We start from the raw sequence: 17,683 nt of genomic DNA, 5'->3' as shown, positions 1-17,683 counted from the left end.
GCTGGTGCGCGCGATGGACGAGCTCTGGTCACACTGCGCGCTGAACCGCGCAGAACTCACCGCTTGAGCAAACCGGGCAGTGTGCGTTAACCGGCGCTGTGCTACCATGGCTCATGATCGGGCGTGGATGACTCGCGTCGTTCATGTTTGAGCAAGAGCAGCGAAATCGGATGTCGGGACGTATGAGCAGGCCTTCCGCTGGCGCTGGCGCTGGATCGGAGAACACCACGCGCCCCCGTGGTTTCGACGACTTCGACCTAAAGCTCGGGGACGTGATGCGGGGCGAGCGCGCGACGCTGGGCAAGTCGCTGCTCGACGTGCAGCGCGAGCTCAAGATTAAGGCGTCCTACATCGCGGCGATCGAAAACGCCGACCCGTCCGTCTTCGAGACACAGGGCTTCATCGCCGGCTATGTGCGTTCCTACGCCCGATACCTGGGCCTCGAACCGGACTGGGCGTACGACGCCTTCCGTCGCGAAGGCGGCTTGGCACCCATAGGCGCGGGCACGCGTGAACCAAAAAAGGTAGGAGCCCGGCTTCCCGAGCAGCGCGATCCTTTCGGCAACCCCCGCGCTCCCTTCATTCCGAGCGAGCGCCCCCTGTTCTCGGGCTTCGAGCCGCGTGCCGTGACCTCGGTCGCGGTGCTCGCCGCTTTGATCGGCATCATCGGCTACGGCGGCTGGGCGGTCCTGCAGGAAGTGCAGAAGGTGCGCTTTGTTCCCATCGACCAAGCGCCTGAAGTCGTTGCCGATCTGGATCCGCTCAGTCGCGCGGTGACGCCCGAGGTCGACGCCGCCGGTCAGGATGTCGCCGCCGTGACGGCCGAGGCCTTGGACCGTCTCTACCGTCCAAAGGCGCTCGACGTCCCCGTCCTCGTCCCACGCGACGGACCGATCGCTGGGCTGGACCCCGCCACCGTCGGTGCCCTCGCTCCCGAGATGGGCGGAGAGACAATGCTGGCCGCACGGACGCCGGTCGGCGGCGGATCCGAGGCGCTGCCGCAATCGCCGCTGGAACGCGCCGTTGCCGAGGCGATGACGTCCGAGAGCGAGGTCCCGGTCGTGACCGAGCAGGTCGAAGCTCCCGAGTTGATGCTGGTGGCGGTCCAGCCAAGCTGGGTGCGGGTGCGCGCGGGAGACGGGACGGTGATCTTCGAGAAGATCCTCGACGCGAACGAAGAGTACGTCCTGCCGGAGGTGGAGGGCGTGCCGACGCTGCGCGCAGGCAACGCCGGATCGCTCTACTTTGCCGTGAACGGGCAGACCTACGGACCGGCGGGGCAGGGTCCGTCGGTGGTCAAGAATGTGCCGCTGACGCCAGACGACGTTACGCAGACCTTTGCGCTCGCCGACCCCGAGTCGGACGTGAACCTCGCGCGCTATTACGCCGAGGTTCGTGACGCGCAGGACTGACACAGCTCGGTTTGCCATCAGGGGCCTGCGCCTCTACGTTCTGCACCGACGCCAATTCCGGATGACCTCATGACCCTGAACCACGTCCGCCCCTGGCGGAACATCTACCGTCGCGCCTCGCGGCAGATCATGGTCGGCTCCGTTCCCGTGGGGGGCGACGCGCCGATCAGCGTCCAGACTATGACCAACACCGACACGTCGGACGTGGCCGCGACCGTCGCGCAGGTGCAGGCGGCGGCAGACGCAGGCGCCGATATCGTCCGCGTATCGACGCCCGACGAGTCGAGCACCCGCGCCCTGCGCGACATCGTGCGCGAGAGCCCGGTGCCGATCGTGGCAGACATCCACTTTCACTACCGCCGCGCGATCGAGGCGGCCGAGGCCGGCGCCGCCTGCCTCAGGATCAACCCCGGCAACATCGGCAAGGCGGATCGCGTGCGCGAGGTCATCGCCGCGGCGCGTGATCACGGCTGTTCAATGCGGATCGGCGTGAATGCGGGCAGCCTCGAGCGTCACCTGCTCGAGAAGTATGGCGAGCCGTGCCCGGACGCCATGGTCGAGAGCGCGCTCGACCACATCCGCATCCTGCAGGACAACGATTTCCACGAGTTCAAGATCAGCGTGAAGGCATCGGACGTCTTTCTCGCCGCGGCCGCCTATCAGGGTATCGCCGAGGCGACTGACGCGCCGATTCATCTCGGCATCACCGAGGCGGGCGGGCTCACATCCGGCACGATCAAGAGCGCGATCGGCTTAGGAAACCTGCTCTGGATGGGCATCGGCGACACCATCCGCGTCAGCCTCTCGGCGGATCCAGTCGAGGAGGTGCGCGTTGGCTACGAGATACTCAAATCCCTCGGCCTGCGCCACCGCGGCGTCAACGTCATCTCCTGCCCGTCCTGCGCGCGGCAGGGCTTCGACGTGATCAAGACGGTCGAGGTGCTGGAAAAGCGGCTCGAGCACATCAAGACGCCGATGTCGCTCTCGATCATCGGCTGCGTGGTCAACGGCCCGGGGGAGGCGCTGATGACCGACGTCGGCTTCACCGGCGGCGGCGCCGGCAACGGCATGGTCTACCTCGCCGGCAAGCAGAGCCATCGCATGTCGAACGACGAGATGGTCGATCACATTGTCGAACTGGTCGAGAAGCGCGCTGCCGAGATCGAGGCCGAAGCCGCGGCCGCACCTCAGGCCGCCGAATAGCGCGAAGCTGCGCGCGATGACGGTCGCGCCGGGCCAGCCGGGGTTCGATGCCCCCGGCGGCCGGCCCCCGTCAGTCCGCGCGCGCCTGCTCGACCACCTGCGCCATCGCCTCGAGCGGCATGTAGCCACGCAGAAGCTGATCGCCCACCACGAAGGTCGGCGTCCCGCTGATCCCCAGCGACTCGGCCAGCGCATGGTTCGCCGCGATTTCGGCCGCCACCTGCGGATCATCCATCGCGGCCTCAATCGCCTCGCCGTCTAGCTCCAAGTCCTCCGCGAGCCGGCCTAGCGACTGCTCCGTAACGTCCGCCCGCATCGTCATCAGCGCGTCGTGGACCTGCTCGTAGGCCTCGTCTCCCAGCGCGATGCGCGTGGCGATCGCGAAGCGCGAGGCGAGGAGCGACTGCTCGCCGAGAATCGGGAACTCCTTCACAATCAGCCGCACGTCGCCATCCTTCTCGACCAGGCTCTCGACCTCGGGATAGGCCCGGCGGCAATAGCCGCAGCGATAGTCGAGAAACTCCACCATCGTCACGTCGCCCTCTGGGTTGCCGCCGACCCATGAGTAGCCGTCGTCAAAGAGCGCCGTCGCGTGGTCCCGCACCAGCGCCACGTCCGCCTCGGCTTGCGCCTCGGCCTGCTGGCTCTCCAGCACGCCAATGGCCTCCATCAGCACCTCGGGATTGTCCAGGAGGTAGGCGCGCACCTCGGACCGGAACGCCTCCCGCTCCTCGGCCGACATGTCGAGAAGGTCTGCGGCGGCCGGCGCGGCGGTGAGCGTAAAGGCGGCGGCAAGGGCGAGGCGGGTCATTGTGTCTCCTCCGGAAAACTGCGCGCGCACCTTCGCCGCGGGGTGCGGCCGAGGCAAGGGCGGCAACTTCACGTTTGGTGGCGTTGACCACCGGACGGACCCGTGCCACCCCACGCAGCGAGGGAGCAGGCACATGAGACTTTCCGGACGCGGCGAGGTCGACCCGTTCATGGTGATGGACGTGATGGAGGCCGCGCGCCGCGCCGAGGAAGCTGGCCGCCGCATCATCCACATGGAAGTGGGCCAGCCGGGCACACCCGCGCCCGAGGGCGCGCGCCTCGCCGTGGCGCACGCGCTCGAGGCGGGGCCGCTCGGCTACACCGTCGCGCTCGGCCTGCCCGCGCTGAGGACGCGGATCGCGCGGCTCTACCACGACTGGTACGGCGTCGACCTCGATCCCGCCCGCGTGGTGGTCACCTCAGGCTCGTCCGCCGGCTTCATCCTCGCGTTCACAGCGCTCTTCGATGCGGACGACCGCGTCGCTCTCGGCGCGCCGGGCTACCCGTCTTACCGCCAGATCCTCCGCGCGCTGAGCCTCCGGCCCGTCGACCTCCAGACCGAGGCCGCCGATCGATACCAGCCGGTGGCGGAGATGCTGCCGCCCGACATCGCCGGCCTGATCGTCGCGTCGCCCGCCAACCCGACTGGGACCATGCTGGACCGGGACGCGCTCACGCGGCTGATCGAGGCTGCAGCAGCGCGCAATGCCGCTTTCGTCAGCGACGAGATCTACCACGGCATCGACTACGACCGTCCCGCGGTCAGCGCGCTGCAAGTCACCGACGACGCCTACGTCATCAACTCATTTTCCAAGTACTTCTCGATGACCGGCTGGCGGATCGGCTGGATGGTCGTTCCCGAGGAACACCTCCGCACAATCGAGCGGCTGGCACAGAACCTCTTCATCTGCCCGCCCCACGCGAGCCAGGTGGCGGCGCTCGCCGCGATGGAGTGCCAGGACGAGCTGCGCGCCAACCTTGCCGTCTACGGGCGCAACCGGCAGCTCATGCTGGATGGGCTGCCAAGGGCCGGCTTCGGCCGCATCGCGCCCCCCGACGGCGCGTTCTACGTCTATGCCGATGTATCCGACTTGACCGACGACAGCCCGGCGTTTGCGCGGCGCATCCTTGATGAGGCAGGCGTCGCGGTGACGCCGGGCGTCGACTTCGACCCGGTGCGGGGCCATCGCACGCTTCGCTTCAGCTACGCGAGGTCCGAGGCCGACATTGCCGAGGGCCTGTCGCGCCTCGCCGAGTTCATGCGACGCCTCTGACGCCTATCCGGTGCCCGCCAGGAGCTGGCTGCTACCGGACCAGATCAGGCGCGCGGCGAGCAGGAAGAGCACCGTGTTCAGCGCGATCTTGAAGCGCGGGTCGCCCAGCCGCGTCAGGACCTGCCGTCCCGCGACCGTGCCGGCGAAGCCTGCGGCAATCATCGCCGCCACGAACGGCAGCCACGGTCCAAAGGCAAAGCCGAGTAGGCCGAAGGCCACCGTCTTGACCGCATGCTGCACCGTCATGAGCGCGGCGTGTGTCGCGACGTGCCCGTGCCGTTCCAACTCGAGCGCCTTGGTGTAGGTCGCGACGAAGAGGCCGGTGGCGCCGAAGAACATCGTCAGGAAGCTTGAGATCGCGCCCGTGACAGCCGACCATCGCCGCATCAGGCGAGGCGGCCGCGCCACCACCGACCAGATGATGAAAAGTCCGAGGCCGAGCTGCACCAACGCCGGCGAGATCGACACCACGAGCATGCCGCCCAGTGCGGCGCCTACCGCCGAGCCGATGGCGAAGGCGGGCATCGCGGGCCATGAGATCCAGCGCAGCATGATTGCCGCCCGCCCGACGTTCGATCCGACCTGCACAATGCCGTGCACGGGGATCAGGACGGCCGGCGGCACCAGCGTCGCCATTACGGCAAGCAGCGCCACGCCGCCGCCGATCCCGAAAGCCGCCGTGATGAAGGACGCGCCGAAACTGGCCGCCAGCAGCCCCAGCAGCACCTCGGGCGCCATCCCAGGCGGCAGGAAAAGGTCCGGGCTCAACTTCGTGGACCGTGCGGGCGACGGCCGAGGGATGGCGTCATCGTCCGCTGCCGTCCCAAACCTCGGGGTTGATCATGTTGATCGGCTTACCCACGGCAAACGCGTTGATCTGGTCGTAGATGCCGGCGAACTGCAGGTCGAGTTCGTCTTCAGTCACGAAGCCGATGTGCGGGGTCGGTATCACGCGCGGGTGCGAGACGATCGGATCGTTTGGGTCCGTCACCGGCTCGCTGTCGAAAACGTCGAGCGCGATTGTGCCCGGCCGGCCCACCTCCAGCGCCGCAAGCAGTGCGCCGGGGGCGACGAGGCCGGCGCGGGAGGTGTTGACGAAGGTGGCGTCGGGTCTCATCGCCTGGAGGTCGTCGCTCGTGATGATCCCGCGCGTGGCCTCCTTGAGGCGAACGTGGACGCTCACGAAGTCGGACTCGGCAAAGAATGCTTCGCGACTTTTGGCGACCTTCTCGCCATCGGCTGCGGCGCGAGCGCGGCCCGCCTCGGAACTCCACCAGACGATCCGCATCCCGAAGGCGCGGCCGTAGCCAGCCAGCTGCCGGCCGATGCGGCCGTAACCGTAGAGGCCGAGGGTCCGGCCGTTCAGGCTCTTGCCGACGCCGGCCTGCCAGGTGCCGGCGCGCGCCGATGCGACCTGGCGCGGCAAGTCCCGCGCCGCCGCGAGGATCAGCGCGAAGGTGTGCTCCGCCGCCGCGCTCGACGGCGCATCCAGCTGCAGGTTCGAGCAGAGCAGCACGCCATTGCGCGTCAGAGCCTCCACGTCGACGTGCGGATATACGCTGCGCTGGCTGACGAGCCTGAGGTTCGGCAGCCGGTCGGCCAGGTCTGCACCGACCTCGGTCCGCTCGCGGAAGAGCACCAGCGCCTCGGCGTCGCGGAGACGCTCGGCCAGCGCGGCAGGGTCCGTGACATGATCGGTCCAGATGGTCACGTCGTGGTCCGCAAGGCGGCCAAAGCTCGGGAGCTGGCGCAGCGTGTCGAAGTAGTCGTCGAGGATATGGACCCTCATGTCCGCTGCGGCTCCCGCGTGTGGTGCGGCGGATGCGAGCGACGAACCACGGGCGAGGCCACGCGATCGGAGACGTGGAAGTCCCAGACCGCGGCGCCACCGGTGCGGCCGAACTCCGCCACGAGATCGGGCAGGGCCGAAAGGTCCTCCACCCGCGTCCCGTCGAGGCCGAAGCCGCGGGCGATGCCGGCGAAGTCGGGCCGGCCGAAGATCGCGCCGTCGTCCGGCAGGCCTTCGGCTCGCAGCTTGTGGATCTCGGAGCCGTAGGCGCCGTCGTTCATCACGCATATCGCAACGGAAAGGCCGTGGCGGCGGATCGTCTCCAGCTCCTGGACGTGCATCATCAGGCTGCCGTCGCCGTCGAACAGCACCACCCGGTTCCCGGCCCGTGCCGCGGCAACACCGATAGCGTAGGAGATGCCGTTGCCGATGGCCCCGAACTCGCGGATCGTGTGGAACCGCTCGACCGGGCGCCGTGGCATCTGCGCGAAGAAATACGAGCAGTGACCGGAGGAGTTCACCATCTCCCAATCGCCGGGCAAGGCGGCGTCGAGGGCCGAGACGACGTCGCGCGGGTCGTGCAGCCCCTGTTCGCGCTGAAATTCCTCGGGGTCTGCGGGGCTCTCGGCGATGCGGCGGGCGAGGTCGGGAGAGCGCCAGCCCGAGCGCTCCGACACCCGCTCGGCGAGCGCGGCGACGCCGAGTTTTGCGTCCGAGCGCAGGTGGAGGTCTGCGGCGCGGCGGCCCTGGCTGACGGCGAGCGGGCGCTCGTCGACGTGCAGGACGCGCGCCTTCGGGAAGAGCTTTCCGGCGTCGGTCGCGTGCGAGGCGAGGCGAGCGCCGATGGCGACGATCAGGTCCGCCTCCGCCAGGAACTCCCGCGCGACATGGGTCGAGAACCCGCCCATGATGCCGAGCGAGAACGGGTCGTCGTGGAAGAGGCCCCGCGCCGGCAGGGTCGTGGCGAGGAGGCCGCCGATCCGTCCGGCCAGCGTCCGGCAGTCAGGCGCCGCGCCGGCCAGGAACGCGCCGCGGCCGCCGACGACCACGACCCGCTCGGCGGCCTCGATCGCCTCGGCCGCGCGCTTCACCTCGTCCGGGTGCGGCATCATCGGCGCCAGGCGCGGCATGATGGCCTTCGACGGCTCCGGCAGCGCGGTGTCGCCCGTCCAGCTGCGGTCCTGCAGGTCGAACGGCACGCCGAGCACTACCGGCCGCCGCTCGGTCCGCGCCTGCAGGAACGCGTCGCGGACCTGCGTCGGCATGCGGGCCGGCTGGTGCATCGGGTGATAGGCGGCGCCCGTCGCGGTGACGAGCGGCCCCTGGTCGATCTCCTGGTTGTACCATGCCGCCTTGAGCGGCGCCTCGCCGGCGAAGATCACCAGCGGGATGCCGGCACGCACGGCGGCGGGAAGAGCCGTCAGGATCTGCGTCAGGCCGGGGCCGCACGTCACGGTTGCCACGCCCACGTCTCGCGTTGCGCGGGCGTAGGACATCGCGGCGGAGACCGCGCAATGCTCGTGCCGCACGTAGATCATGCGGCAACCCATCTGCGACAGGCGCGTGGCCCAGTTCATGTTGGCGTCGCCGAGGAGGGCGAAGCAAGTCGCGACATCCTCCTGCCAAAACGCCTCGGCCAGTACGTCAAAGGTCTTGCGGTCGCTCATGCGCTGCGTCCCCGGCGCCTCAAGGCGCTCATGCTGCCACATCGCGACGGGCGGCGGGCGCGTAGACCGAAGCCGGCACCATCACTTCGCCGCGCGCGATCAGGCGCGCCGTGCGGACGAGGCCGGCCGAGATGAGGCGGAAGCCGTCGTCGCCGACCTCGTAGTCGACCAGCACCTCGATCACGCCGGCCGGATGCTCAATCACCACATGCGCGGGCGAGCCGTCGATGCCGGTGACGAGCCCGTCTGCGACGGTGCCGGGCGTCAGTGCGCAGGAGGCGATGCACTGGGAGCCCGTCACGGCCATCGTCGGGTGGCAGTTCCACGGCATGCAGTAGCGCGCCGCGATCGTGCCGCCGGCGCGGGCCGGTGCCAGGATCCCGATCTTGGGCGTGACGGATTTGGTGACGTCGCCCAGGCCCATGCGGCGGCCGGCCTCGATCCGGATCGGCTCGAAGCGGTCGTAGAACGCCCGGTTGGCGTCGATCTCCTCCGCCGTCTCGTAGCCCGTGAGGCCGAAGGCATCTGCCCGCGCGAGAACCATGGGCATGGCGACATCGATGCAGGTCACCTCGATGCCGTCGATCACGTCCCGCACGTTGCCGGTGGGCAGGAGTGAGCCGGTGGAGGTGCCGACCACGTCGAGGAAGTTCAGAGCGACCGGCGCCGCGCTGCCGGGCACGCCGTCAATCGTGGCACTACCTTCGTAGTTCACCCGCCCGCCGGGCGTCTGGACCACCGCCTCGACCCGTGCGCCGGTGTTGACGGCACGGATGCGGACCCGCGTCTCGCCGTCCTGCGCCGGCACGAGACCCATCTCGATCGACGCGGGGCCCACGCCCGTGAGGATGTTCCCGCAGGTGGGGCGGTAGTCGACGATCCGGTCCCCGACGCCGCACTGGGCGAAGAAGTAGTCAACGTCGGTGTCCGGCGCCTCCGACCTGCTCAGCATCGCGACCTTGGTCGTGACGGCGGTGCCGCCCCCGATGCCGTCGATGCACCAGGTGTGGCCGGAGCCCACGATGCTCAGCAGTACCTCCGTCAGCGTCTCGCGATCCTCGGGCAGATCCGCGCGGTCGAAGTAGGGTCCGCGCGACGAGCCGCCGCGCAGGAAGAGGTAGGGGATCGCAGTCTGGGTCATGTGAATGGCCATGGCAGTTCGAGGAAACGTTGGAGCACGCCCGGCGGGAAGTCGCGCCCGAGCATAGCTGCGAGGAAGAGGATGAAGCCTATGCCGGCAGCCGCATAGAGCGTCGCCGCTACCCACGACACCCTGCCGCGCATGCGGAAGAACATCAGCAGGAAGATCACCGCGGCGATGATGTAGCCGAAGATCGCGGTCAGGATCAGCAGCACCACGAACCACGCCAGCGTCGACCAGAGGCCGTGCGGCGCCGCGGCATCGTCGCCGCCCGCCTCCAGGTCGATGAAGATGTCGTCCGTCTCCGGAGCGCGCCGCATCCGCCAGAGCAGCGCGAAGCAGCCCAGCAGGGTGATGCCGCCGATCGTCAGCGGGAAGATCTTGTCGCTGATGCGGTTGATCGTGAGGGCGTCGAACCATGCGACGATCAGGTAAAGCGTGATCAGGAGCAGGAAGAGGAAGGGCGCGCGCTTGCCGCCGGTCGGCGGGTCGATGTTCTCGCGGATGTTCTTGGAGGCTCGGATGCCGACGAAGATCGACACCAGCGTGAGCACAATGAGCCCGATCGTCAGCGGCGAGAGCAGGTAGTCGAAACCGGCTGCGGTGCTGCGAGCGAACCGCGCACCGGCGATCTGGTGCGCCTGGTTCGCGAACCGCTCTGCCTGACTCGAGAGCACGAAGCCGATCAGGAATGCAGGCCGCGAGAAGTCGAAACGCCGCAGCATGATCCCAAGCACGCCGATCGCCACCAGCGCCACGAGGTCGCCGATCGACTGGCGCGACTGGAACGCGGCGAAGGCGATGATCATGAAGAGGAACGGCGCCAGCAGCGTGAAGCGGATCTTGGTCAGCTTGGCGATCCAGCCCGAGAGCAGGATGCAGAGGCCGGCGCCGACGACGTTGGCCAGCGCCAGCGACCAGACGATGGTGTAGGTCAAGTCCAGGTTGTTGCGGACCATCTGCGGCCCGGGCGTCATGTTCAGGAGCGCGAGGCCGCCGAGGAAGATTGCCATCGAGCCGGAGCCCGGAATGCCGAAGATCAGCGTCGGGACGAGGCCGCCGCCCTCCTTGGCGTTGTTGGAGCTTTCGGGCGCGACGACCCCGCGGATGTCGCCCGAGCCGAACTGCGAGCGGTCCTTGGCGGTCTGCACCGCGGATCCGTAGGCGATCCAGTCGACGACCGAGCCGCCGAGGCCGGGGATCACGCCGATGACGACGCCGATGCCGGCGCAGCGCAGCGACAGCCACTTGTTGTGCCACCAGTCAGAGACGCCTCGGAACCAGCCCGAACCCAACCGGCTCTCGCCCGCAATGGGCTTGTCCTGGCGCAGCAGCGAGACGATCTCGGGGATCGCGTAGATGCCGAGACCGACGATGACGAGCTGCAGCCCGTCGACGAGGTAGGGGATGTCGTAGGTCGCCATCCTGAGGCTGCCGCCCGGACCGGCGGCGCCGATCGTGCCCGCCATGAGGCCGAGTCCCGCCGCGACGATGCCCTTGAGCGGGACGCGGCCGGCGAGGATCGCCACCATCGAGAGGCCGAGGATCGTAATCATCAGCATCTCGGGCAGGCCGAAGGCGAGGATCAGCGGCCGCGCAAGGAAGATGAGGAACGTCAGGATTATGGCGCCGAAGAGCCCGCCGAAGAGCGATGAGGCGAAGGCCGCCGACAGCGCGCGCGCCGCCTCCCCCCGCTTGGCCAGCGGGAAGCCGTCGAGAACGGTAGCTTGGCTGGCCGAGCTGCCGGGGATGCCGAGCAGGACGGAAGAGAAGGTGTCGGAGGTCGGGATGACGGCGATGAGCCCCACCATCAGGGCGAGGCCCGAGACCGGCTCCATGCCGTACATGAACGGCAGCACCAACGCGAGCCCGGCGATGCCGCCGAGGCCTGGCAGCACGCCGATCGACAGGCCGAGCAGGACCCCGGCGACCATGTAAGCCAGCTGCTGGACATGAAAGACCATGCCGAACGCCGACGCGAGGGCGGGCAGGGCAATATCAAGTGCGTCCACTGGGACTCCTCCGACGGGCGCCTGTGGCCGCCCCCGCCGTGAGGCGGAGGCGGTGTGTCAGGTGGGACTGCGGGTCACTCCATCGTGACGTTGTAGTCCTCTTCCAGCCAGTCGAGCACGTACTGCTTGGCCTCGTCGCTGATCGTCGTGGCCTGCTCGGTCGCCTCGATGGCCGCCTCGCCGGTCTGCTGCGGATAGACGCCGAGTTCCTGCGCCGAGATCTCCGCGAAGTCGGGCCGCGCCTTGATGTCCTCGAGCGCCTGCGTGTAGGCGTCCACCACCTCCTGCGGGGCCGAGCCGGGCAGGAAGATCGTCTTCTGGTTGGCGAAGCCGGCTACGAAGAACGCCTTCCACGCGTCCCAAGCGACGCCTTCGGTCTCGCAGCCCTCCGTCGCCTCGCAAACCTCCTTGAAGGACGGCAGGTCGGGGAAGGTCGGGTCGCGAACGATGTTGCCTTCCTCGTCGAGCGAGCCCCAGGTGAAGATCGGCACCGCCAGGCCTTGGTCGACCAGCGGCTGCACGTTGTCGATGTAGGCGGCCGAAGTCTGATAGTCGATGTTGGCTTCGCCGCGCTCGAACATCAGGCGGCCGTCGCCGCGGCCCTGCACGCCAAACACCGGGTCGACCTGCAGGCCCAGCATGTTGAAGGCAAGTAGCGGCACGAGGTCGAGCGTTGTCGCGCCCTGGCTGCCGTAGAGAAAGAACTCGTCCTTGAGGTCGTCCACGTCGCCGTCCCAGCGTTCGGCGAGGTCGGGCGGCAGGTAGACGACGCCGCCGGTGCCAGACGCCAGGACTGGCTGCCAATCGTCATACTCGTAGCGCACGCGAGGATCGCCCAGCAGGTAGGGGAACTTGGTCGAGCCGGAGTCGCCGAAAATCAGCACGCCGTTTCCGCTGCCCTGATTGCTCTGAAACCAGTTGGCACCCTCGGTCGAGCCGGCGCCGGGGCGATAGCGCACGACGACCGTCGGGCTGCCGGGCAGCGCCTCGCTCAGGAGCGGCGCGTAGAAGTTCGCCCACTGCGCCGAGCCGCCGGATTCGGAGAAGGGGATGACGTACTCGACCGTCTCACCCTGCAGGTTCGGCGCGTCCTGCGCCTGCGCCGCCACCGCGGCGACGACGCCCAGCGCCATGGCGGCGCCGTGTGCGCGGATGTTCATGTGGCTCATTCTTCTTGCTCCCTTTTTCGTCTCTGACACGCACTCTTCCGTGCGCTTGCATTGCGGCGCAGACGGTCCGCGCCTCTCCGGCGCTACACGGGGATCCGCCTGCAGCGCGCCATGGTATGCATGTGCCTCGCACCGTCGACAAACCCTTTCTTGCCGCCAAGCCGCATCGCTCAGCTTGTCCCGCGCTGACGCAGCAGCCGCCAGACGATGGGCGCCCCCGTGATCACGAGCATGACGCGCGAGACGTGATGGACGATGACGAAGCCCAGGTCCGCGTCCGCAAGGATCGCGAGGATTGTCATCTCGGCCTGTCCGCCTGGTGCGTAGGCGAGGAAGCCCTCGAGCGGCTGAGCGAAGCCCGCGAGCACCACGACTTCGGTAAAGCCGGCCGCGATGACCGCCAGGACCAGCACGAATGCAACGGCCGCCAGCACGTACTTCCTGAGCTCCTGCAGGGTTACGCCCACGTAGCCGATGCCGATGCCGATGCCGATGAAGAACTGCGCCGCCACGATCGCCTCGGCAGGGGGTCGCGAGTGGATCAGGCCGGTCAGCGACATTGCCACCGTCAGGATCATCGGGCCGAGCACGGCTGCGCCGAAGAGGCCGATGCGCTCGCCACCCTTCCAGCCGATGATCGCCGCCGCCGCCATCAGCGCCAGCTCGCGCATCGGCAGGTCGGCGGCGGACTCGCCGATCTGGTTGCCGAGGGTGACGCCGAATCCCAGCATCAGGATCCACGGTGCCAGCGCGATCAGGATCAGGATCCGCGTCGCGTGTATCAGGGAAAGCGCCCGCACGTCGGCACCCGCCTCCTGACCGAAGACGACCATGTCCTGCAGCCCTCCGGGCATGGCGGCATAATAGGCGGTCACTCGGTCTAGCCCGCATATCCGCGTGAAGAACGGAACGCCGATCAGCCCGATCAGCACAATGTATACCGGGATCAGTGCGAGAGATCCCAGCGTCTGCGGCAATTGATCGACGACGGCGGGCGTCACCGAGGATCCGACCGTGACCCCGACGATGGTGCGCGCGGCCTTCGAGACGGGCTCCATACCGCGCAGGGGTGCGCCGACCAGCGCACCCAGCAGGCACGCTGACATCGGGCCGAACAGGAACGGAAGCGGCAGGTTCAGCGCCCAGAACGCAGCCGTGCCCGCCGTCGCGACGACGAGCGTCAGCAATCGCCGGCGTGCCGGAGACAGCGATGTACGAGGAGATGCGGGACGTTGACCCATTTCGCATCCGACCGTATACAGCCGGATGCATGGAAGGAAAGGGGCCTCGCGAGGTGGACGCATCCGCAGAACAGGCTTCCCGGAGACGGGACGTGAGGGAATGAGCAGGCTGGGCCAGCTGACCGAGACGGAGTGGGACGTCGTCGTCGTGGGCGGGGGAAACGCCGCCCTCTGCGCCGCGATCGAGGCGGCGGAGCGCGGCTGCCGCGTGGTGATCCTCGAGGGGGCGCCGGAAACCTATCGAGGCGGAAACTCTCGTCACACGCGCAATTTCCGCTGCATGCACTCCGGGCCGCTGAGCGTGCTCACCGACAGCTACGGCGAAAACGAGTATTTCGACGACCTGATCCGCGTCACCAAGGGCCAGACGGACGAAGGCCTCGCGCGCCTCGCCATTCGCACGTCTGAGGAGTGCCTTCCTTGGATGGAGGCGCACGGAGTGCGCTTCCAGCCGTCGCTCTCCGGCACGCTGTCTCTCAGTCGCACCAACGCCTTCTTCCTTGGCGGGGGCAAGGCGCTGGTCAACGCCTACTACATCACCGCGGAGGATCTCGGAGTCACCATCGCCTACGAGGCGCAGGTGACACATGTGGAGGTGAGCGGCGGACGCTTCGATGCGGTGCAGGTGGAGATCGGCGGCGAGCGGCTCCGCGTCCGGGGCAAAGCGGTGGTGCTCGCCTCCGGCGGCTTTCAGTCGGACATCGACTGGCTCGCCCGCGCCTGGGGTGAGAGCGCGCGCAACTTCCTGATCCGGGGCACGCCATACAACCGCGGCGTAGTCCTCAAGGACATGCTGGACCAGGGCGCCGAGAGCGTCGGCGACCCGACCCAGTGTCACGCGGTGGCGATCGACGGTCGGGCGCCGCAATACGACGGCGGGATCGTCACCCGGCTCGACTGCGTGCCGTTCTCCGTCGTCGTCAATCGCGACGGCCAGCGCTTCTATGACGAGGGCGAGGATGTCTGGCCCAAGCGCTACGCGATCTGGGGCCGGCTTGTCGCCGCGCAGCCCGACCAGGTCGGCTACGCGATCATCGACTCGCGCAGCATCGACCTCTTCATGCCCTCGGTCTACCCGCCGATCGAAGCCGACACGATCGAGGGACTAGCCGAGGCGCTGGGCTTGCCGCCCGCGGCCGTGCGCGAGACGATCGACGCGTTCAACGCCGCCTGCCGCGAGGGCCCGTTTACCCCGACGGAGCTCGACGGCCTGGCGACCGAGGGGCTGGACCCGCCCAAGACGAATTGGGCCCGGCCGATCGTCGAGCCGCCGTTCTACGGCTATTCGCTCAGACCCGGCGTCACCTTCACCTATCTGGGGTTGAAGGTCGACCACGAGGCCCGCGTGACGGGCCCCGAGGGCCGCTACCACAACATCTGGGCCGCCGGCGAAATCATGGCCGGCAGCATCCTCGGGCAGGGCTATCTGGCCGGGTTCGGAATGACCATCGGCACCGTCTTCGGGCGGCTGGCCGGACAGGGAGCCGCCGCGCATGTCGCCGCTTGATACGACCGCCGAGAGCCCGACGATCGCCGAGGCGAAGCGTCAGGTCGAGATCTGCAACGCCTGCCGCTACTGCGAGGGCTTCTGCGCCGTCTTCCCGGCGATCAACCGGCAGCGGATCTTCGCGAGCGGCGACATCCAGCAGCTCGCCCATCTCTGCCACAACTGTCGCGGCTGCTACTATTCGTGCCAGTACACCCCCCCGCACGAGTTTGCGGTGAACTTGCCGCGCATCCTGGCCGAGACGCGGGCGGAGGACTGGGACCGCTTCGCCTGGCCTTCGGGCTTCGGCGGCCTGTTCCAGCGGCAGGGCCTCGCCATCGCAGGACTTCTGGTCTTGGCGCTGGCGGCGCTGTTCCTTGCCGTGCAGGGCATCCGGCCCCAAGGCGGCGAGGGCTTCTACGCCTACCTCTCGCATGGAGCCATGGTCGCAATCTTTCTGCCCGCCTTCGTCCTGCCGCTGGTCGCGATCGGCGTGTCGCTCCGCCGCTACTGGCGGACAGTGGGCGGCGGCGCGGTTCAATGGCGGCACGTGAAGGCGGCCCTGATGGACAGCGCCAGATTGAAGAACCTCTCCGGCGGGCAGGGGCAGGGCTGCAACTACGAGAAGGAGGATCGCTACAGCGATACGCGGCGCTGGATGCACCAGGCGGTGCTCTACGGTTTCCTGCTCTGCTTCGCCTCGACCTCGTCAGGCACGCTGCTGCACTATGCGGGCTATCCTGCGCCCTACGGTTTCTGGTCGCTGCCGAAGCTGCTCGGCATTCCCGGTGGCATCCTCCTGACAGTGGGCGGGCTGGGGCTCGCCTGGCTCAAGACGCAGGCCGATCGCGACCTCAACGCGCCGGCCTACTGGGGCGGCGAGATGGCGTTCGTGCTGCTGCTGACGGCGACCGGTCTCACGGGCCTGGTGCTCTATGCCGCGACGGGGACGGCGGCGGTGCAGCCGCTACTGGCGCTTCATCTGGGCACGGTCCTCGCATTCTTCCTGCTGATGCCGTACTCCAAGATGATCCACGGCTTCTACCGCGTCGCGGCGCTGATCCGCGACGCGCAGATCAAGATGAAGGATCAGCGCCCGACTATTCCGCAGCCACCTGTTCGAGCGGCTGTGTCGCCTCCGGCCTGGGATGCAGATAGTCGCGGGTGAGCGGCACGGCATCGAGACTGCGCGCCAGCTGCACCTGGTAGACCACCTGCCGGTTCATCCGGAATGTCTGCTCGCACGCGGCGAGGTAGTAGCGCCACATCCGGCAGAAACGCTCGTCATAGAGCGCGCGGGCGCGTTCGATGTTCGCCTCGAATCTGTCGAGCCAGTGGCGTATGGTCTCGGCATAGTGCAGCCGCCAGACCTCGATGTCCGTCGGCAGTAGGTTCGCGCGCTCGATGGCGCGCGTCATCTCGCTGAGGGCAGGGATGTAGCCGCCGGGGAAGATGTACTTCTCGATCCACGGGCTGTTGGTGCCGGGCGGCGTGGTGCGGCCGATCGTCTGGATCAGCGCGATGCCGTCCACGGTGAGCTTCTCGCTGACCTGACGGAAGTATGCGCCGTACTGCGGCGCGCCCACATGCTCGAACATGCCGACGGACACGACGCGGTCGAAGCGCCCCTCCACCTCGCGGTAGTCGCATAGGCGGAACGAGACCCTGTCCTGCAGGCCGGCCTCGGCGGCGCGGCGTGTGGCGGTGCGGTGCTGCTCCTCCGACAGTGTGATGCCAAGAACTTGCGCCCCGTGATCGCGCGCCAGCGTCAGCGCCATGCCGCCCCAGCCGCAGCCGATGTCGAGAACGCGCATCCCCGGCCGCAGCGCCAGCTTGGCGGCGATATGCGCCTTCTTCTGCGCCTGCGCCTGCTCGAGGCTGTCGTCGGGCGATCGGAAGTAGGCGCAGCTGTATTGCTTGTCCGAGTCGAGGAAGAGGTCGTAGAGCTCGCCCGAGAGGTCGTAGTGATGCGCGACGTTGCGCCGTGCGCGGCTGGTCGGAGTGTACTGCCGCAAGCGCCCGCGCAGGTAGCGCAAACCGTCGAGCGAGCGGTGCCAGGGCACGCCGACCACCCACTCGCTGTTGCGAACGGCGAGGCGCATGAAGCCTCTCAGGTCGTCGCCGTCGAACGTCAGGCCGCCGTCCATGTAGCCTTCGCCCACGCCAAGATCCGGGCTCTGCACGATCCGCCGCGGAAGCGTCGGGTCCAGAAGGCGCACGGTTACAGGCTCGCCAGTCTCGTCACCGTAACGGTAGGTGCGGCCGTTGGGCGCATGAAGCGTCAGGCTTCCCTTGCGGATCACCTGTTTCAGCATCCTGTCCAGCAGAGCCATCCACATCCTACCCTCCTCGCGGCCCGTTCCGATGGCCGTCCCTGTCAGGTGGCGCCCCGTTCGGCGCCCCGATGCATGCTCGACGGATATCTTGTCCAGTGGCGAAAGTGTTGTAAAGGCTGGATGTTCCCTGAAACTGGCCGCTC

Annotated in this window: 14 protein-coding genes; 5 read left to right on the top strand and 9 right to left on the bottom strand. The window is 68.2% G+C overall.

All coding sequences use genetic code 11. The annotated features are described in order from the left end of the window. Positions 1-170: 170 nt before the first annotated feature. Together JM664_RS15010 and ispG are read left to right on the top strand one after the other, a co-directional pair. Positions 171-1,412, top strand: a complete 1,242-nt coding sequence (locus tag JM664_RS15010) for a helix-turn-helix domain-containing protein (RefSeq protein WP_406675811.1) — start codon at positions 171-173, stop codon at positions 1,410-1,412. A 69-nt stretch (positions 1,413-1,481) separates the two neighbouring features. Beyond that, complete coding sequence (gene ispG, locus JM664_RS15005; protein WP_227420726.1) at positions 1,482-2,615, top strand: flavodoxin-dependent (E)-4-hydroxy-3-methylbut-2-enyl-diphosphate synthase; 1,134 nt, start codon at positions 1,482-1,484, stop codon at positions 2,613-2,615. Positions 2,616-2,685: 70 nt separating this feature from the next. Here the strand turns inward: ispG and JM664_RS15000 are convergent, their stop codons facing one another. Further along, entirely contained in the window at positions 2,686-3,426 is a 741-nt protein-coding gene (locus tag JM664_RS15000; RefSeq protein ID WP_227420725.1) for a DsbA family protein, read from the bottom strand. A 133-nt stretch (positions 3,427-3,559) separates the two neighbouring features. Here JM664_RS15000 and JM664_RS14995 point away from each other — a divergent pair, with 133 nt between their 5' ends. After that, entirely contained in the window at positions 3,560-4,699 is a 1,140-nt protein-coding gene (locus JM664_RS14995) for a pyridoxal phosphate-dependent aminotransferase (protein WP_227420724.1), read from the top strand. Positions 4,700-4,702: 3 nt separating this feature from the next. On the opposite strand, the gene JM664_RS14990 is transcribed toward JM664_RS14995, so the two are convergent. The 7 genes from JM664_RS14990 to JM664_RS14960 form a co-directional block, all read right to left on the bottom strand. Next, positions 4,703-5,467 (bottom strand): sulfite exporter TauE/SafE family protein, encoded by a 765-nt coding sequence (locus tag JM664_RS14990; protein WP_227420723.1) that lies wholly within the window; start codon positions 5,465-5,467, stop codon positions 4,703-4,705. Positions 5,468-5,504: 37 nt separating this feature from the next. Further along, positions 5,505-6,488 carry a D-2-hydroxyacid dehydrogenase family protein gene (locus JM664_RS14985; RefSeq protein ID WP_227420722.1) on the bottom strand — a complete coding sequence of 328 codons (984 nt, stop codon included), beginning with the start codon at positions 6,486-6,488 and terminating at the stop codon, positions 5,505-5,507. Further along, on the bottom strand, positions 6,485-8,155 hold the full coding sequence (locus JM664_RS14980; protein WP_227420721.1) for a thiamine pyrophosphate-binding protein: 1,671 nt from the start codon (positions 8,153-8,155) through the stop codon (positions 6,485-6,487). Before JM664_RS14980 ends, JM664_RS14985 begins: the two co-directional genes overlap by 4 nt. Before the next feature lie 28 nt (positions 8,156-8,183). After that, positions 8,184-9,296, bottom strand: a complete 1,113-nt coding sequence (locus tag JM664_RS14975) for a 4-oxalomesaconate tautomerase (protein ID WP_227420752.1) — start codon at positions 9,294-9,296, stop codon at positions 8,184-8,186. Beyond that, positions 9,293-11,308: a tripartite tricarboxylate transporter permease gene (locus JM664_RS14970; protein WP_406675810.1), complete on the bottom strand. Its 2,016-nt coding sequence runs from the start codon at positions 11,306-11,308 to the stop codon at positions 9,293-9,295. Before JM664_RS14970 ends, JM664_RS14975 begins: the two co-directional genes overlap by 4 nt. A 74-nt stretch (positions 11,309-11,382) precedes the next feature. Then, positions 11,383-12,477, bottom strand: coding sequence for a type 2 periplasmic-binding domain-containing protein (locus JM664_RS14965; RefSeq protein ID WP_227420720.1), 1,095 nt, complete (start codon positions 12,475-12,477; stop codon positions 11,383-11,385). Between the two features lie 170 nt (positions 12,478-12,647). Further along, a complete protein-coding gene (locus JM664_RS14960) occupies positions 12,648-13,718 on the bottom strand; it encodes an AbrB family transcriptional regulator (protein WP_227420719.1) in 1,071 nt (356 codons plus the stop codon). 100 nt (positions 13,719-13,818) lie between these two features. Between JM664_RS14960 and tcuA the strand changes: the two genes are divergently transcribed. Continuing rightward, positions 13,819-15,225 carry an FAD-dependent tricarballylate dehydrogenase TcuA gene (tcuA, locus tag JM664_RS14955; RefSeq protein WP_227420718.1) on the top strand — a complete coding sequence of 469 codons (1,407 nt, stop codon included), beginning with the start codon at positions 13,819-13,821 and terminating at the stop codon, positions 15,223-15,225. Next, positions 15,212-16,372: a tricarballylate utilization 4Fe-4S protein TcuB gene (tcuB, locus tag JM664_RS14950; protein ID WP_227420717.1), complete on the top strand. Its 1,161-nt coding sequence runs from the start codon at positions 15,212-15,214 to the stop codon at positions 16,370-16,372. The genes tcuA and tcuB overlap by 14 nt, the downstream gene beginning before the upstream one ends. Here the strand turns inward: tcuB and JM664_RS14945 are convergent. Then, positions 16,305-17,543: an SAM-dependent methyltransferase gene (locus JM664_RS14945; RefSeq protein ID WP_227420716.1), complete on the bottom strand. Its 1,239-nt coding sequence runs from the start codon at positions 17,541-17,543 to the stop codon at positions 16,305-16,307. The genes tcuB and JM664_RS14945 overlap by 68 nt on opposite strands. Positions 17,544-17,683: the final 140 nt, after the last annotated feature.

It is taken from the genome of Roseitranquillus sediminis, assembly GCF_016918935.1.
Lineage (GTDB): Bacteria > Pseudomonadota > Alphaproteobacteria > Rhodobacterales > Rhodobacteraceae > Roseitranquillus > Roseitranquillus sediminis.
This window is presented reverse-complemented; position numbering and strand designations above follow the sequence as displayed.

Coding starts and splice junctions, on each gene's coding strand:
- JM664_RS15010 (WP_406675811.1), top strand. CDS start 171: ATGTCGGGACGTATGAGCAGGCCTTCCGCTGGCGCTGGCGCTGGATCG.
- ispG (WP_227420726.1), top strand. CDS start 1,482: ATGACCCTGAACCACGTCCGCCCCTGGCGGAACATCTACCGTCGCGCC.
- JM664_RS15000 (WP_227420725.1), bottom strand. CDS start 3,426: ATGACCCGCCTCGCCCTTGCCGCCGCCTTTACGCTCACCGCCGCGCCG.
- JM664_RS14995 (WP_227420724.1), top strand. CDS start 3,560: ATGAGACTTTCCGGACGCGGCGAGGTCGACCCGTTCATGGTGATGGAC.
- JM664_RS14985 (WP_227420722.1), bottom strand. CDS start 6,488: ATGAGGGTCCATATCCTCGACGACTACTTCGACACGCTGCGCCAGCTC.
- JM664_RS14980 (WP_227420721.1), bottom strand. CDS start 8,155: ATGAGCGACCGCAAGACCTTTGACGTACTGGCCGAGGCGTTTTGGCAG.
- JM664_RS14975 (WP_227420752.1), bottom strand. CDS start 9,296: ATGACCCAGACTGCGATCCCCTACCTCTTCCTGCGCGGCGGCTCGTCG.
- JM664_RS14965 (WP_227420720.1), bottom strand. CDS start 12,477: ATGAGCCACATGAACATCCGCGCACACGGCGCCGCCATGGCGCTGGGC.
- JM664_RS14960 (WP_227420719.1), bottom strand. CDS start 13,718: ATGGGTCAACGTCCCGCATCTCCTCGTACATCGCTGTCTCCGGCACGC.
- tcuA (WP_227420718.1), top strand. CDS start 13,819: ATGAGCAGGCTGGGCCAGCTGACCGAGACGGAGTGGGACGTCGTCGTC.
- tcuB (WP_227420717.1), top strand. CDS start 15,212: ATGTCGCCGCTTGATACGACCGCCGAGAGCCCGACGATCGCCGAGGCG.
- JM664_RS14945 (WP_227420716.1), bottom strand. CDS start 17,543: ATGTGGATGGCTCTGCTGGACAGGATGCTGAAACAGGTGATCCGCAAG.